This window comes from Aquaspirillum sp., from assembly GCF_055136605.1.
Genome location: NZ_JBSQVP010000028.1, coordinates 20,708 through 35,764, shown reverse-complemented (window position 1 = coordinate 35,764; position 15,057 = coordinate 20,708). Strand labels below are relative to the sequence as shown.

The window sequence follows — 15,057 nt, the reverse complement described above, 5'->3', positions numbered from 1 at the left end:
TTCTCCAGCAAAATCTAAAAATGAGCGCGAATACGCACAGTGACAGTGTAGATGGTGGGCCTTAGCCGAGTCTTAAAGGGGGGGCTCAATGTCAATCACCTCCGCACCCTGTGGCAATACCCGCCAACGCACATTCCCTACTTTGAGTTGCATACCATAGATTCGTTCTGGCTCAGTTTGTTGATAACCGGGACGAGGGTCTTGTTGTAACAGTTCGGTAATTAACATGCGATCTTGGCTAGGATGTTGACTCAGTTGCAATAAAGCCTGTTGTGCCTGTGCTGTCCAAGTGACATGCTCAATAAAACGTTGTGGTGGTGGTGCGTAGCCTGTGGTGGCGTGAGGCAGGCTATCGGCATAGGGAAGATAAGGTTTGATGTCTAACACGGGTGTGCCATCAAGCAAGTCTACGCCACCGAGGGTTAAGCATACGCCCGAGGTGGTATCGACCTCTAACAGCTCGACTACCGATAAGCCAATCGGATTGGGGCGAAAAGTAGAACGGCTGGCAAACACACCAACCCGTGTATTGCCACCCAATTTAGGCGGACGAATCAGCGGTTTCCAGCCTTGTTCTGCCGTTTGATGAAAAACAAACGTCAGCCACAGATGGGAAAACTGTTCAAGGCCGCGCACCGTGTCGGCTTGGTCAAATGGCGGCAATAGGCGCAGTCGGCCTTGTGCTGCCGCCACTAAACCGGGTTGGCGAGGAATACCGAATTTCTCGCAAAAGCAACTTTCAACAATACCAATTGGCTGTAAGGGATACGACGACACGGCCACACTCACATTTTCACCCAACAAAGCACGCTATTGTATGGCCTTGGTTCAGGTTTTAGGCTGCCTGAGCTAAAAAGTGTCGGCCATAACGTTGGCTGATTTGTTGCCGAGACCAGATCACAAAAAAATCGGCACAGTGAAAGTCACTATCCCATGCTGGCTCAGGGACGATTTTCGCTCCAGCGCGCAAATACCCTTTTATTAAAGGCGGAAGCGCGGGCAACTGGTCAGCTGTATCGAACGAAGACAACACCAATGGCTGATAGGGACAAATACCCCAACCGCTGGCTTGTTGTGCTGGGTGTTGATGTAAATGTTGTTGGACTGCAATCACTTGGGCTGCGTTGTCGGCCAAGCCCACACTGGCACATCCAATCAGGTACTCGTGACCACTATTGAGTAAATACTCGGCTAAGCCTGACCACAGCAAGGTAATCACTGCACCACTACGAAAATCTTTATGAACGCAAGAACGGCCAATTTCGATCAGGTGGTGGCGAATCGGTGCCAGCCCAGACAAATCAAACTCTTGTTCTGAATAGAGTTGGGGCAGCTGTTGTGCCCGATGCGGGGGCAATAAGCGGTAGGTTCCTACCACTTGTCCACTCATCTCGTCACGGACAATCAGATGATCGCACACTGCATCGTAGTCATCCTCGTCCAGCTCTACATGGGCAGAAGACAGTTTTGCGCCCATTTCTTCAGCAAAGACTTGATAACGCAACCGTTGTGCTGCTTGCACATCCCATTTGTTTTGAGCCAAACCGACGCTAAAGCGTGGGCGCGAGAATGTCTGAGACTGAAGCGTCGAGCCGTGTTGCAACATGGATTTCTCCCGAATTGAAACGACCGCTTTAGCCTAGAGAGGGAAAGTGAAACCCGAGTGAATGGAAGGTTAAAATCTTATGGCTTTGATGTGTAAGTGATTTTTTGTTTTTGCTGCATCTGTGTTGCTGACGTTGTTGGGCGAATTCCCGTACAATGCCGCACTTGATTTTTTGCAGATTAGCGACGGCTCATGTTGTTCCCAACAGAATTCGAAGTCATTGTCGTGGGTGGAGGTCATGCTGGTACTGAGGCGGCACTGGCCGCTGCTCGCATGGGACGGACCACCCTACTATTGACTCACAATATCGAAACCCTCGGCCAAATGTCGTGCAATCCCTCTATTGGCGGGATTGGCAAGGGACATTTAGTGAAAGAAGTCGATGCTTTAGGTGGGGCGATGGCCTTAGCCACGGATATGGGCGGGATTCAGTTTCGTACCCTCAATGCCAGTAAAGGCCCTGCTGTTCGCGCAACCCGTGCCCAAGCCGACCGTGTTCGCTACAAAGCCGCTATTCGCACGATGTTGGAAAATCAGCCAAATTTATGGCTGTTTCAACAACAGGTTGATGACTTGTTACTCGAGGGTGAGCGAGTCAGTGGTGTGGTGACCACCATCGGGATTCAGTTTAAAGCCCGTTCAGTGGTGTTGACAGCGGGGACTTTCCTCTCTGGAAAAATTCATGTCGGCTTAGAAAACTATACCGGCGGTCGTGCGGGTGATCCGGCTGCGGTGACACTCGGCGCACGTCTTCGTGAGTTGGCTTTGCCAGTCGGCCGCTTAAAAACTGGCACCCCACCGCGTATTGATGGCCGCACGATTCGCTTTGATATCTTGGAAGAACAACCGGGGGATAACCCCGAACCTGTTTTCAGCTTCCGAGGTTCTCGCGCACTACACCCAAAGCAATTGCCCTGTTGTTTTGCTGATCGTAATAGTCATCAGGTATTTTTGGAACCAGAAGGGCTAGATACAAACGAGTTTTATCCTAATGGGATTTCAACCAGTTTGCCCTTCGATATTCAGTTGGCAGCGGTACGTTCGATTGTTGGCTTAGAAAACGCCCATATTCTGCGCCCTGGCTATGCCATCGAATATGACTACTTCGACCCGCGTAACTTAAAGAGCAGTCTAGAAACGAAATCTATCCAAGGGTTGTTCTTTGCCGGACAAATTAACGGCACCACGGGTTACGAAGAAGCAGCGGCACAAGGGCTGCTGGCTGGTATCAATGCGGCACGCTATGCCCGTGAGGAAGCCAGCTGGTGTCCAAGTCGAGCCGAGGCCTATATCGGGGTGTTGGTGGATGACTTGATCACCCGTGGTGTATCCGAGCCCTATCGAATGTTTACCAGCCGCGCCGAATATCGCTTGCAACTGCGTGAAGACAATGCTGACTTACGTCTGACTGAACAGGGGCGCGCTCTAGGTTTAATCAGTGATGCCCAATGGGAAGCATTCTGTCGCAAGCGTGATGCAATTGACGCTGAAAACGCTCGTTTGCAACACACTTGGGTCAATCCACGCTTGGTGCCCGCTGAGGAAGCGCTGGCCGTTCTTGGACAAACCATTGAACGTGAATACACCTTGGCCGACTTACTACGCCGTCCACAAGTGAATTATCAGACTTTGTCTGGTCTGACTGCCTTTGGTGAAGCGGTAGCAGCGGCAGAGGTGGCGGAACAGGTGGAAATCCAAATTAAGTACCAAGGCTATATTGCACGCCAACAAGAGGAAATTGCGCGCCGCGATCAGTTGGAAGATGTCCGCCTACCACAAAACATTGATTATGCTTTGGTTTCAGGTTTATCGAAGGAAGTGCAACAACGTCTGAACCAACATCGTCCCGAGACCTTGGGTCAGGCTTCACGGATTCAAGGCATGACGCCAGCGGCGATTTCTTTACTCCATGTCCATCTCAAGCGGGGTTTGTCGTCAACAACTCGCTCCACGAAAAATTAACACTATGTCTTCTTCTCGCGATGAATTGCAACATGGCCTCACTACACTGGGTCTTACCGCCAGCCTCGAACAAATCGACCAATTATTAGCCTATGTCGATCTGTTAGATAAATGGAACCGCGTATACAACCTGACAGCGGTACGCGAATCGGAACGGATGTTGTCTTACCATGTGTTAGACAGTCTGGCTGCCTTGCCACATATCACGGCTCGGCGAGTATTGGACGTGGGATCTGGCGGCGGGATGCCGGGAATTTTATTCGCTATCTTACGGCCCGATTGGCAACTGACATTACTTGATGCCAACCACAAAAAAACCACTTTCTTAAAACAAGCGGTGATTGAGCTGGGCTTATCTCAAGTTGAGGTGGTCTGTGATCGGGTGGAAGCCTATCAACCAGCTGACAAGTTTGATGTCATTACCTCGCGTGCATTCGCTGAACTGAATGAGTTTATCCGCTTGACCCGTCACTTATTAACAACTGACGGTTATTGGGCCGCACTCAAAGGGGTGTATCCCTATGAAGAGATCGCACAATTACCGGCTGATATTCGGGTTCAAGCTGTTGAAGCCTTGCAGGTGCCGAACTTAGAAGCTGAACGTCATTTGGTCAAATTAGTGGTGGCTTAATATGCAGCATTGCATTGCAGTGGCAAATCAAAAGGGTGGCGTTGGCAAAACCACGACGGTCGTGAACCTTGCTGCTAGCTTAGCAGCCCGTGGTCAACGAGTATTAGTGGTGGATCTTGATCCACAAGGTAATACCACCACCGCCTGTGGCATTGATAAACACGGTTTGCAGCTCAGTGTGTATCACCTCTTGATTGGTCGGGCAACGGTGGCACAGATCTTACAGACTGCAGAAAAAGGTGGCTTTGCGGTGTTACCTGCCAACCGTCACTTGGCTGGCGCAGAACTAGAACTGGTCGAATTGGAGCAACGCGAGTTACGGTTGCGGCAGGCTTTGCAGCCTATTGCAGCAGACTATGATTTTATCTTGCTTGATTGCCCACCCGCACTTAACCTGTTGACCTTAAATGGGTTAACTACGGCAGAGCGGGTGTTGATTCCGATGCAATGCGAATACTATGCCTTAGAAGGCCTGACTGATTTACTGAATACGTTAAAAAAACTGCGTGCTGCATTAAATCCACGCATTGAACTGCTTGGTTTGCTACGAACCTTATTTGATGCGCGCAGTACGTTATCAAAACAAGTTGTCGCTGAGTTACAACAACATTTTCCGGATCAAGTATTAGAAACGGCGATTCCTCGCAATGTGCGGCTTGCCGAAGCGCCTAGTTATGGTATGCCGGTATTGGCGTATGATAAGTCGGCACGAGGCACTAAAGCTTATCTCGCTTTAGCAGATGAAATTTTGGCCTACTACGGTAAAGCACAGGCGAAAGCATGAGCAAGCCAAAGTTAAAAGGGTTGGGACGTGGTCTAGATGCTTTATTGGCCCATGAAAATCAGGGTGAAGATCGGTTGCAGTCACTACCTGTGACTGCATTGCAAGCGGGTGTGTATCAACCTCGCTCGCACATGGATCAAGCGGCGCTGGCAGCTTTAGCGGATTCAATCCGAGTACAAGGGGTCATTCAACCGGTTGTCGTGCGAGAAATTGGCTTGGGTCGTTATGAGATAATTGCCGGTGAACGTCGTTGGCGAGCCGCCCAATTAGCCGGTTTAGCTGACATACCGGCCGTTATTCGTACTGTCCCTGACCAAGCGGCTTTAGCGATTGCTTTGATTGAAAACATTCAACGAGAGCAGCTTGACCCGCTCGAAGAAGCCACTGGGGTGCAACGTCTGATTGATGAATTCCACATGACCCATGAAAGTGCTGCTGCTGCCTTGGGTCGGTCACGCAGTGCAATCAGTAATTTATTGCGATTGTTGACCCTGCCCGAGCCGGTGCAAGTCTTGGTGCATGAAAAAAAACTCGATATGGGACATGCACGGGCCTTATTGGCTTTGCCGGTATTGCAACAAATCGAGTGGGCACAACACGCTGCAACGCAGCAATGGTCAGTGCGAGAAACTGAACGTCGTGTCCAGCATTATCTCCATCATTCCGCAGTGCAAAAAAAGGTTGCACTGCAACAAGATCCCGATATTCGTCGTCTCGAAGAGACCCTATCTGACCAATTAGGTACCACCGTACATATTCGGCATGGAAAGCGTGGGAATGGTCGTCTGACCATTGAATATAGCGATTTGGCTCAGTTAGACGAAATTTTGCATGGCTTACAAAAAAAGACTGAGAAAAATAAGGGTTTATAAATACAATTTAATCATCTGATATAGGTCTGCTTGCGTTGACGTGAATGGCAGGCCTCCCGTACAATCCAGCGGTTTTGATTTGGCGCCAGACGTGATTACACGAGAGGTTGCAAAGGTTTTACGTTGGCAAGTCCGATTGACTGCGGTTTCCATGCTGCTAGGCAGCATTTTAGTGTCACCGCCCCTCATCGGATTGTTGTCAGCTTTGGCTGGGGGGATGTTAGCTATCCTCCCGGGCTTGTTGTACGCGAAATTGGCTTACTCGCGTCGCAGAGTTGCGCCCCAAGTTTTACTTAAGGCCCACTTCCGCGCCGAAGCAGCGAAATTACTACTGACCATTGCGCTATTTGTGGTGGTTTTGTTGGTTTTCAAGTCAGTTTCAGCACCAGCGCTCCTTGGAGCGTTTGTGCTTGCTCAGGCAGCGTACTGGATCAGTCTTCTATCTACATAAACCGAGAGCTGACTATGGCAGGTAACGCGACAGAGTACATCAAGCACCACCTTACACATGCGACAGTACCGCATGATGGCGGGTTTTGGGCAATTAATATCGACACATTCAGTGTGTCATTGGCTTTGGGCTTTATCTTTCTATTTGTTTTCACGCGTGTGGCGAAAACATTTAGCATGGAAAATCCTGGCCGCCTGCAATTATTCGTTGAAATGATTGTTGAAATGGTGGCAAACCAAGTGAAAGATGTGTTCCATGCTAAGAGTGCAGTGATTGCCCCTTTAGCTTTGACCATTTTCGTTTGGGTGTTCTTAATGAACACCATGGACTTGTTGCCAGTTGACTTACTGCCTTACATCGCTCAACTGATTGGTGAGCATGTTTTTGGTGCAGATCCTCATCACGTGTATTTGCGCGTGGTGCCATCTGCTGACGTGAACGCAACTTTCGCTATGTCGTTGTCGGTGATGTTCTGCATTATCGGTTTCTCGATCAAAGCTAAAGGTTTGGGCGGTTACATTCACGAATTGTTCTCGGCTCCATTCGGCCCTAAAGTTGGTCCAATCAACTTTGTGTTCCAAATTATTGAGCTGTTGGCAAAACCAATCTCTCTGGCACTTCGTTTGTTCGGTAACATGTACGCCGGCGAACTGATCTTCATCTTGATTGCCCTGTTGCCATTCTGGGCACAGTGGTTGTTGGGTGCGCCGTGGGCCATCTTCCACATCTTGGTGATTACCTTGCAAGCTTTCGTGTTCATGATGTTGACCATCGTGTACCTGAGCTTGGCAGTTGAAGACCATTAATTTTCTGGGTTGATGCGGTGTATCACACTGCATCAACCCTAATAACCGTGTTTTTTTCGTGTTTTTCTTAACCATCCTTGACTTGATTTAGGAGATATCAATGGAAGCTCTCGTTACTCAGATCCAAAGCATGACCGTGCTGGCCGCTGCCCTCATCATCGGTCTGGGCGCTATCGGTACGGCTCTTGGCTTTGCCATTCTGGGCGGCAAATTCCTGGAAAGCTCGGCTCGCCAGCCAGAGCTGATTCCTGTGCTGCAAACCAAGCTGTTCATTATCGCCGGTCTGTTGGACGCCATCTCCATGATTGGTGTCGGTGTTGCTCTGCTGTACACCTTCAACAACCCGTTCCTGTCTGCTGCCAAGGCCGCGCTGGGCGCGTAATCCTTGAGGCCGCACAGCGGATGTCGTTGTTGAACTAAGGAGGAAAACAAGCGTGGATATCAACGCAACACTGCTAGGGCAAGCGATTACTTTCGCTATCCTAGTGTGGTTCACCATGAAATTTGTTTGGCCTCCGCTTACTAACATGATGGATGAGCGTGCCAAGCGCATCGCTGACGGTTTAGCTGCTGCAGAACGCGGCAAGCAAGATCTGGAACAAGCTTCTAAGCGTGTCGAAGAACAGATCCGTCAAGCGAAGCAACAGGCAACTGAACTGGTGATGGCTGCTGAAAAGCGTGCTAACCAGATCATTGAAGAGGCGAAACAAGCTGCGAAGGTCGAAGGTGAGAAAATTATCACCGACGCCCGTGCTGAGGTTGGTCAAGAAGTACAACGAGCTAAAGAAGCTCTGCGTGCTCAAGTGGCCGATATCACTGTCGCTGGTGCAGAGAAGATTCTGCGCCGCGAAATCGATGCAGCTAAACACGCTGATTTGTTGGCTTCCATCAAAGCGGAGTTGTAATTACCCCATGGCAGAGCTCATTACCGTAGCAAGGCCCTACGCCGAAGCGGTATTCCGGTTGGCCAAAGAAGAAAAGCGTCTCCCCGCATGGAGCGAGGCGCTGGCTTGGCTGTCGGCGGTGGTTAACCACCCCGACGTACAAGGGATCGTAACCCACCCGGAACGTACCCCAGACGAGGTCGAAAAGTTGTTGGCCGGTTTGATTGGTGATCGTGCCGATGCACAGGTGAAAAACCTGCTCAGCGCTTTGGCTGAGAACCGCCGTCTGACGCTGCTACCGGAAATTGCCAGCCAGTTTGAACTCCTGAAGAAGCAGGAAGAAGGTGTGCTCGATGTAGTCGTGACATCCGCCTTCCCGCTCACCGAAACCCAAGCCGCCGAGCTTGCCGAAACGCTGAAAGCCAAATACGGCAAGCAGGTTGCTCTGACCTCGAAAGTCGATCCCGAACTCATTGGCGGGGTTTGCCTGCAGGTGGGGGATGACGTGATTGATGCGTCGGTGCGCGGCAAACTGCACGCAATGGCGGTAAGCCTCAAAAGTTAGGAGACATCATGCAGTTGAATCCTTCTGAAATCAGCGAGCTTATTCGCGAGAAGATTCAGAACCTGCCGTCCTCGACCGAAGCGCGTACCACCGGTACCGTCATTTCGGTGACCGACGGTATCGTCCGCATCCATGGTCTGAAAGACGTGATGCAGGGTGAAATGCTCGAATTTACCGGCAATACGTTCGGTCTGGCCATGAACTTGGAGCGTGACTCGGTCGGCGCGGTGGTTCTTGGTGAATACGAACATATTTCCGAAGGTTCGGAAGTAAAATGCACCGGTCGCATTTTGGAAGTGCCAATTGGCCCCGAGCTGGTTGGTCGCGTTGTTGATTCCCTCGGTCGTCCTATCGACGGCAAAGGCCCAATCAACACCAAATTGACCTCGCCTCTCGAAAAAGTGGCGCCTGGTGTGATCGCGCGTAAATCAGTTGACCAGCCATTGCAAACTGGCTTGAAGTCGGTTGACTCGATGGTGCCAATTGGTCGTGGTCAGCGTGAGTTGATCATTGGTGACCGCCAAACCGGTAAAACTGCCGTTGCTTTGGACGCGATCATCAACCAAAAAGGTACTGGCGTAATATGTATCTATGTTGCAGTGGGTCAAAAGGCCTCCTCGATTGCTAACGTGGTGCGTAAGTTAGAAGAACACGGCGCGATGGGTCACACCATCATCGTCGCGGCTTCGGCTTCTGATACCGCTGCTTTGCAATTCTTGGCACCTTACGCCGGTTGCACAATGGGTGAATATTTCCGCGACCGTGGCCAAGACGCGCTGATCGTGTATGACGACTTGTCCAAACAAGCCGTTGCTTACCGTCAGATTTCTTTGCTGTTGCGCCGTCCGCCAGGCCGTGAAGCCTACCCAGGTGACGTGTTCTATCTGCACAGCCGTCTGTTAGAGCGTGCTGCTCGTGTGAATGCTGACTATGTTGAAGCCTTCACCAATGGTGAAGTGAAAGGCCAAACCGGTTCTCTGACCGCGTTGCCAATCATTGAAACCCAAGCCGGTGATGTGTCTGCATTCGTGCCAACCAACGTGATTTCGATTACTGACGGTCAGATCTTCTTGGAAACTGACTTGTTCAACTCTGGTATTCGTCCTGCTATCAACGCCGGTATTTCCGTGTCGCGTGTTGGTGGTGCAGCGCAAACCAGCGTGATCAAAAAACTGGGCGGTGGTATTCGTCTGGCTTTGGCTCAGTATCGTGAATTGGCCTCGTTTGCGCAGTTCGCTTCCGATTTGGATGAGACAACCCGTAAACAGTTGCAACACGGTGAAATCGTCACTGAGCTGATGAAACAGAAGCAATTCTCGACACTCAGCGTATCCGAAATGGCGTTGACACTGTATGCCGTGACCAAGGGTTTCTACGAAGGCGTGCCAGTGAAAAAAGCATTGGGCTTTGAAGCGGCATTCTTGTCGCATATGAAGGCCAATCATGCTGACGTGCTGGCCGACATCGAGAAAAGCGGCAAGCTGTCTGACGAGAACGACAAGAAATTGGCTAAGGCGCTCGAATCGTTCAAATCCGGCTACAACTTCGCCTGATCTTTCCAGACGATACTGAAAGGATTGGGATATGGCAGTCGGGAAGGAAATTCGCACCAAGATCAAAAGCGTGCAAAACACGCAGAAGATCACCCGCGCAATGCAGATGGTCGCAACTTCCAAGATGCGTAAGACGCAAGAACGTATGCGTCAAGCGCGTCCCTACGCGGAGAAAATCCGCGAGGTGATGGCGCATCTGGCTGAAACCAATACGGATATTAGCCATCCGTTTTTGGATGCCAGAGACGACGTCAAGCGTGTTGGCATCATTCTGATTTCCTCGGACAAGGGTTTGTGCGGTGGCTTAAATGCAAACGTATTGCGTCAGTTCTTTAATGACGCGCAAGCGTTGATGGACAAGGGCGTCGAAATTGACGTCTGCGCCCTCGGTCAAAAAGGCTACACCGCTGCCCAACGTCTGAAGATGAACATTGTGGCGAGCGCAACACATCTGGGGGATACCCCTCAGATGGACAAACTCATCGGCCCGGTGTCGGTGATGTTGAAGGCTTATCAAGAAGGTCGTATCGACGCTTTGCACATCGTGTACTCGAAATTTATCAACACGATGAAACAAGAGCCGAAGAGCGAACAGTTGTTGCCACTCAAACCAGAAGAGCTCGAACAAGAATATCCATATTCTTGGGAATATCTGTACGAACCGGATATTTCCTCTGTGATCGAGTTTTTGGTGAAACGCTACATTGAATCCGTGATTTACCAATCCGTTGCTGAAAATATGGCATCGGAACAAGCAGCACGGATGGTGGCGATGAAGGCTGCAACTGACAATGCGGCTAATGTGATCGAGACCCTCAAGCTCACCTACAACAAGGCCCGTCAGGCAGCGATTACCACCGAACTTTCGGAAATCGTCGCCGGCGCAGCCGCCGTGTAAGGCGCGCGGGAAACAGTATTGATTTATAGGAACCGATAATGAGCCAAGGCAAAATCGTACAGATCATTGGTGCGGTTATCGACGTGGAATTCCCGCGCGGTAGCATCCCCAAGGTCTATGACGCCCTTCGCGTGGTGGACACCGGTCTGACCATGGAAGTACAACAGCAGCTTGGTGACGGCGTGGTTCGTGCCATTGCGATGGGTAGCTCGGATGGCCTGAAACGTGGTCTTCCGGTCGTGAACTCCGGTACACCGATTTCGGTGCCCGTGGGTACCGCTACTTTAGGTCGTATTATGGATGTGCTGGGGACCCCAATTGACGAATTGGGTCCGATTGGCACCGAAGAGCGCATGCCAATTCACCGCGCTGCACCTAAATTCGACGAATTGTCCTCTGCCACCGAATTGCTGGAAACCGGTATTAAGGTGATTGACTTGCTGTGTCCGTTCGCTAAGGGCGGTAAAGTGGGTCTGTTCGGTGGTGCCGGTGTGGGCAAAACCGTGAACATGATGGAGTTGATCCGTAACATCGCTGCCGAACACAGTGGTTTCTCTGTGTTTACCGGTGTGGGTGAGCGGACTCGTGAAGGTAACGACTTCTATCATGAAATGAAAGAGTCGAACGTTCTCGATAAAGTGGCGCTGGTTTATGGCCAGATGAACGAACCTCCTGGCAACCGTCTGCGCGTGGCACTGACTGGTCTGACCATGGCCGAGAAGTTCCGTGATGAAGGTCGTGACGTGTTGTTGTTCGTGGACAACATCTATCGTTACACCTTGGCCGGTACCGAAGTGTCTGCGTTGTTGGGCCGTATGCCTTCTGCTGTGGGTTATCAACCTACGCTGGCAGAAGAAATGGGTAAATTCCAAGAACGTGTGGCGTCGACCAAAGTGGGTTCGATTACCTCGATCCAAGCCGTGTATGTGCCAGCCGATGACTTGACTGACCCATCCCCTGCAACCACTTTCGCCCACTTGGATGCAACCGTTGTGTTGTCTCGTGATATTGCTGCTTTGGGTATTTACCCTGCAGTGGATCCACTGGACTCCACCTCTCGTCAGCTCGATCCATTAGTGGTTGGCGAAGAGCACTACAACGTCGCACGCGGTGTGCAAGCAACCCTGCAGAAATACAAAGAATTGCGTGACATCATTGCGATTCTGGGTATGGATGAATTGTCTGAAGAAGACAAACTGGTGGTGGCTCGTGCGCGTAAGATCCAGCGTTTCTTGTCCCAGCCGTTCTTTGTGGCTGAAGTGTTTACCGGTTCGCCAGGTAAGTACGTGAGCCTGAAAGAGACCATCAAAGGCTTCAAGGCTATCTTGTCCGGTGAATACGATGCCCTGCCAGAACAAGCGTTCTATATGGTGGGTGGTATCGAAGAAGCGGTCGAAAAAGCCAAGTCGCTGTAATTGAGGGGTTAACCCATGAGTACGATGCATGTGGAAGTGGTGAGTGCCGAAGCCCAAATTTATTCTGGTGAAGCCGAATTTTTGGTTGCGCCAGCAGAAATGGGTGAAATCGGTATTTATCCACGTCATGTGCCGCTCTTGACCCGTATCAAACCTGGTCCGTTGCGCATCCGCGTTGCGGGTCAGGCACAGGAAGTATTGGTGGTCGTGTCTGGTGGCATGATGGAAGTGCAACCAAATGCGATTACCGTGCTAGCAGATACGGCGATTCGCGGTGAAGAGCTGGATGAGCAGCGTGCGCTTGAAGCCAAGAAAGCGGCTGAAGCAGAATTGGCAAAAGCCTCTGATGATAAAGATGTGGCACAAGCTCGTGCTGCGCTGAAACAGGCCATTGCCGAACTGCACGCGCTGGAATATCTGCGCAAGCGGGTACACTAACCGTACTGAGCATTTACGGTGTGACGGGCTGTTACTGAATCAGTAACAGCCCGTTTTTCGTTTAAGATCTCTATTTTTTAGTCTGATTATTAAATGAACTCTCTCTCGATTGTGATTCTTGCCGCAGGGCAAGGCAAACGGATGCGTTCAGACCTGCCTAAGGTACTGCATACGCTCGCGGGTCGTTCCTTATTAAGTCATGTCGTTACTACCGCTCGACGCTTGCAACCACAGCAATTGGTGGTGGTGTATGGTCATGGCGGCGAACAAGTACAACAGGCCTTCGCCACAGAAACAGATATTCAGTGGGCACATCAAGCGCAGCAATTGGGCACAGGCCATGCACTACAGCAAGCCTTACCCTTTTTGCCTAGTGATGGAACAACGCTAGTGCTGTATGGAGATGTACCACTGACTTCAGCTGAAACATTACAACAGTTGTTAACCCTTGCTGGTGACCAAGTTGCTTTACTCACCGATCACTTACCACAACCGCAAGGCTATGGTCGCATTGTTCGTGATGCCGCAGGTCAGATTCGCGCTATCGTAGAAGAAAAAGATGCCACGCCAGCACAAAAAATGATCACTGAGATCAATACCGGTATTTTGGCATTGCCCAATCGTTATCTAGCCGCTTGGTTGTCACGTTTATCAAACAGTAATGCACAGGGTGAGTATTATCTTACGGATGTGATTGCATTAGCCGTGGCGGAAGGTGTGGAGGTGCGCGGTTGTGTTGTACCAAACTCATGGCAAGCCGCAGGGGTCAATAGCAAATTACAACTGGCTGAATTAGAAAGAATTTACCAGCGACAACAAGCCAATACCTTGCTAGAAGCAGGGGTACAGCTTGCCGATCCAAACCGCTTTGATCTACGCGGTGAGCTGCGGTGTGGTAAGGATGTCTTTATTGACATCAATGTGGTGATTGAAGGTGTCGTTGACTTAGGCGATGGTGTGACGATTGGGCCAAATTGTGTCTTACGCGATGTCACCATTGCCGCAGGGACTGATGTTGCGGCTTTTAGTCATTTACAACAAGCCCAAGTGGGGGCTTCATGTCGTTTAGGGCCGTATGCCCGTTTGCGTCCCGGGGCTGAACTGGCCGATCAGGTGCATATTGGTAACTTTGTTGAAGTGAAAAAATCTCACATTGCTCAAGGGAGTAAGGTCAATCACCTGAGCTATATTGGGGATGCGGTAATTGGTGCAGGTGTCAACATTGGGGCGGGAACAATCACTTGTAATTATGATGGTGTAAATAAATTTACCACTCGTATTGCCAATGGCGCTTTTATTGGCTCTGGGACGATGCTTGTTGCACCCGTTGTGGTTGAAGAAAACGCCACCATTGGTGCCGGTTCTGTCATCAGTAAAACGGCGCCTGCCGATGCGCTTACGGTTGCACGGAGTAAGGCCATTACCCTTACCGATTGGAAACGGCCGCAAAAATTAAAGGATATAAAATGAAACAGAGTGTAGGTCGTTGGTTGGCCGTTCCCATCTTGGCCTTTGCTTTAGTGGTGCCAAGTTGGGCAGCAAAAACAATTGAGGGGAAAGTGATTTCTGTTGCTGACGGTGACACCTTGACTTTGGTTGATGCTAACCGCGAAAAGGTGAAAGTACGCCTAGGTCAGATTGATGCTCCCGAATCTGCCATGCCTTACGGCGGTAAAGCCAAACAAGCTTTGGCAGATAAAGTGTTTGGTAAACAAGTCTCTATCGCCGTGGAAACTAAAGACCGCTATGGTCGTGTGGTAGGTGTGGTGTGGTTACAGGGTAAGGAAATTAACTTACAGTTATTAGAAGAAGGGATGGCGTGGTGGTATAAAGAATACTCATCTGACTCACGCTACCAAGCTGCTCAAGAACAAGCACGGCGTGCCAAGAAGGGCCTATGGGAACAGGCTAATCCTCAAGCTCCGTGGGAATGGCGCAAACAGCAACGCAGTGGGCAGTTTGTTCCCAATAGCTCAGCCAAAACAGACCCCTCCATTCCTCCATTAGTCAAAACCCCACCAGCAGCCAACGGTACCGCTGATTGTCGTAAAACACGTTGCAGCGAAATGCGTGATTGTGCTGAAGCCAAGGCCGTATTACAGCAATGCCGTGTGCCCTCGTTAGATAAAGATGGCGATGGGGTGCCATGTGAGGCATTGTGTCGTTGAGCGGTATGATGATATGAACTAAGA

The 15,057-nt window shown here is 50.5% G+C and carries 17 protein-coding genes; 15 read left to right on the top strand and 2 right to left on the bottom strand.

Annotated elements, in window-relative coordinates; translation table 11 throughout:
• Window positions 1–72: 72 nt before the first annotated feature.
• A complete protein-coding gene (gene tsaA, locus ACTBZS_RS06540) occupies window positions 73–777 on the bottom strand; it encodes a tRNA (N6-threonylcarbamoyladenosine(37)-N6)-methyltransferase TrmO (RefSeq protein WP_463043613.1) in 705 nt (234 codons plus the stop codon).
• A gap of 58 nt (window positions 778–835) precedes the next feature.
• Window positions 836–1,606, bottom strand: a complete 771-nt coding sequence (locus tag ACTBZS_RS06535) for a GNAT family N-acetyltransferase (protein WP_022653652.1) — start codon at window positions 1,604–1,606, stop codon at window positions 836–838.
• A 192-nt stretch (window positions 1,607–1,798) separates the two neighbouring features.
• Here ACTBZS_RS06535 and ACTBZS_RS06530 point away from each other — a divergent pair, with 192 nt between their 5' ends.
• The 15 genes from ACTBZS_RS06530 (at window position 1,799) to ACTBZS_RS06460 (ending at window position 15,033) form a co-directional block, all read left to right on the top strand.
• Window positions 1,799–3,568, top strand: a complete 1,770-nt coding sequence (locus ACTBZS_RS06530) for a tRNA uridine-5-carboxymethylaminomethyl modification enzyme MnmG/GidA (RefSeq protein ID WP_463043612.1) — start codon at window positions 1,799–1,801, stop codon at window positions 3,566–3,568.
• A 4-nt stretch (window positions 3,569–3,572) separates the two neighbouring features.
• Window positions 3,573–4,199, top strand: coding sequence for a 16S rRNA (guanine(527)-N(7))-methyltransferase RsmG (gene rsmG, locus ACTBZS_RS06525; protein ID WP_460430462.1), 627 nt, complete (start codon window positions 3,573–3,575; stop codon window positions 4,197–4,199).
• A 1-nt stretch (window position 4,200) separates the two neighbouring features.
• Window positions 4,201–4,983: a ParA family protein gene (locus ACTBZS_RS06520; protein ID WP_463043611.1), complete on the top strand. Its 783-nt coding sequence runs from the start codon at window positions 4,201–4,203 to the stop codon at window positions 4,981–4,983.
• Window positions 4,980–5,855: a ParB/RepB/Spo0J family partition protein gene (locus ACTBZS_RS06515; RefSeq protein ID WP_463043610.1), complete on the top strand. Its 876-nt coding sequence runs from the start codon at window positions 4,980–4,982 to the stop codon at window positions 5,853–5,855. Before ACTBZS_RS06520 ends, ACTBZS_RS06515 begins: the two co-directional genes overlap by 4 nt.
• A 40-nt stretch (window positions 5,856–5,895) precedes the next feature.
• Window positions 5,896–6,306 (top strand): ATP synthase subunit I, encoded by a 411-nt coding sequence (locus tag ACTBZS_RS06510; protein WP_460430459.1) that lies wholly within the window; start codon window positions 5,896–5,898, stop codon window positions 6,304–6,306.
• Window positions 6,307–6,320: 14 nt separating this feature from the next.
• Complete coding sequence (gene atpB / locus ACTBZS_RS06505) at window positions 6,321–7,112, top strand: F0F1 ATP synthase subunit A (protein ID WP_460430458.1); 792 nt, start codon at window positions 6,321–6,323, stop codon at window positions 7,110–7,112.
• A 100-nt stretch (window positions 7,113–7,212) separates the two neighbouring features.
• Window positions 7,213–7,494: a F0F1 ATP synthase subunit C gene (gene atpE, locus ACTBZS_RS06500; RefSeq protein WP_460430457.1), complete on the top strand. Its 282-nt coding sequence runs from the start codon at window positions 7,213–7,215 to the stop codon at window positions 7,492–7,494.
• A gap of 52 nt (window positions 7,495–7,546) precedes the next feature.
• Entirely contained in the window at window positions 7,547–8,017 is a 471-nt protein-coding gene (locus ACTBZS_RS06495; protein WP_463043609.1) for a F0F1 ATP synthase subunit B, read from the top strand.
• Window positions 8,018–8,024: 7 nt separating this feature from the next.
• On the top strand, window positions 8,025–8,561 hold the full coding sequence (locus ACTBZS_RS06490; protein ID WP_460430456.1) for a F0F1 ATP synthase subunit delta: 537 nt from the start codon (window positions 8,025–8,027) through the stop codon (window positions 8,559–8,561).
• Between the two features lie 8 nt (window positions 8,562–8,569).
• Window positions 8,570–10,114 carry a F0F1 ATP synthase subunit alpha gene (atpA, locus tag ACTBZS_RS06485; RefSeq protein ID WP_460430455.1) on the top strand — a complete coding sequence of 515 codons (1,545 nt, stop codon included), beginning with the start codon at window positions 8,570–8,572 and terminating at the stop codon, window positions 10,112–10,114.
• A 31-nt stretch (window positions 10,115–10,145) separates the two neighbouring features.
• Window positions 10,146–11,012, top strand: a complete 867-nt coding sequence (gene atpG / locus ACTBZS_RS06480) for a F0F1 ATP synthase subunit gamma (protein ID WP_460430454.1) — start codon at window positions 10,146–10,148, stop codon at window positions 11,010–11,012.
• Between the two features lie 38 nt (window positions 11,013–11,050).
• Window positions 11,051–12,427 carry a F0F1 ATP synthase subunit beta gene (gene atpD / locus ACTBZS_RS06475; RefSeq protein WP_460430453.1) on the top strand — a complete coding sequence of 459 codons (1,377 nt, stop codon included), beginning with the start codon at window positions 11,051–11,053 and terminating at the stop codon, window positions 12,425–12,427.
• A 15-nt stretch (window positions 12,428–12,442) separates the two neighbouring features.
• The gene (locus ACTBZS_RS06470) at window positions 12,443–12,865 is read left to right on the top strand and encodes a F0F1 ATP synthase subunit epsilon (RefSeq protein ID WP_022653665.1); all 423 of its coding nucleotides are present in this window, start codon (window positions 12,443–12,445) and stop codon (window positions 12,863–12,865) included.
• A 93-nt stretch (window positions 12,866–12,958) separates the two neighbouring features.
• Entirely contained in the window at window positions 12,959–14,335 is a 1,377-nt protein-coding gene (gene glmU, locus ACTBZS_RS06465) for a bifunctional UDP-N-acetylglucosamine diphosphorylase/glucosamine-1-phosphate N-acetyltransferase GlmU (RefSeq protein WP_460430452.1), read from the top strand.
• Window positions 14,332–15,033 (top strand): thermonuclease family protein, encoded by a 702-nt coding sequence (locus tag ACTBZS_RS06460; protein WP_463043608.1) that lies wholly within the window; start codon window positions 14,332–14,334, stop codon window positions 15,031–15,033. The genes glmU and ACTBZS_RS06460 overlap by 4 nt, the downstream gene beginning before the upstream one ends.
• Window positions 15,034–15,057: the final 24 nt, after the last annotated feature.

Excerpts from the sequence above, each read along its gene's own strand:
- ACTBZS_RS06535 (WP_022653652.1), bottom strand. The coding sequence starts at position 1,606 with ATGTTGCAACACGGCTCGACGCTTCAGTCTCAGACATTCTCGCGCCCA.
- ACTBZS_RS06530 (WP_463043612.1), top strand. The coding sequence starts at position 1,799 with ATGTTGTTCCCAACAGAATTCGAAGTCATTGTCGTGGGTGGAGGTCAT.
- rsmG (WP_460430462.1), top strand. The coding sequence starts at position 3,573 with ATGTCTTCTTCTCGCGATGAATTGCAACATGGCCTCACTACACTGGGT.
- ACTBZS_RS06520 (WP_463043611.1), top strand. The coding sequence starts at position 4,201 with ATGCAGCATTGCATTGCAGTGGCAAATCAAAAGGGTGGCGTTGGCAAA.
- ACTBZS_RS06515 (WP_463043610.1), top strand. The coding sequence starts at position 4,980 with ATGAGCAAGCCAAAGTTAAAAGGGTTGGGACGTGGTCTAGATGCTTTA.
- atpB (WP_460430458.1), top strand. The coding sequence starts at position 6,321 with ATGGCAGGTAACGCGACAGAGTACATCAAGCACCACCTTACACATGCG.
- atpE (WP_460430457.1), top strand. The coding sequence starts at position 7,213 with ATGGAAGCTCTCGTTACTCAGATCCAAAGCATGACCGTGCTGGCCGCT.
- ACTBZS_RS06490 (WP_460430456.1), top strand. The coding sequence starts at position 8,025 with ATGGCAGAGCTCATTACCGTAGCAAGGCCCTACGCCGAAGCGGTATTC.
- atpA (WP_460430455.1), top strand. The coding sequence starts at position 8,570 with ATGCAGTTGAATCCTTCTGAAATCAGCGAGCTTATTCGCGAGAAGATT.
- atpG (WP_460430454.1), top strand. The coding sequence starts at position 10,146 with ATGGCAGTCGGGAAGGAAATTCGCACCAAGATCAAAAGCGTGCAAAAC.
- atpD (WP_460430453.1), top strand. The coding sequence starts at position 11,051 with ATGAGCCAAGGCAAAATCGTACAGATCATTGGTGCGGTTATCGACGTG.
- ACTBZS_RS06470 (WP_022653665.1), top strand. The coding sequence starts at position 12,443 with ATGAGTACGATGCATGTGGAAGTGGTGAGTGCCGAAGCCCAAATTTAT.
- glmU (WP_460430452.1), top strand. The coding sequence starts at position 12,959 with ATGAACTCTCTCTCGATTGTGATTCTTGCCGCAGGGCAAGGCAAACGG.
- ACTBZS_RS06460 (WP_463043608.1), top strand. The coding sequence starts at position 14,332 with ATGAAACAGAGTGTAGGTCGTTGGTTGGCCGTTCCCATCTTGGCCTTT.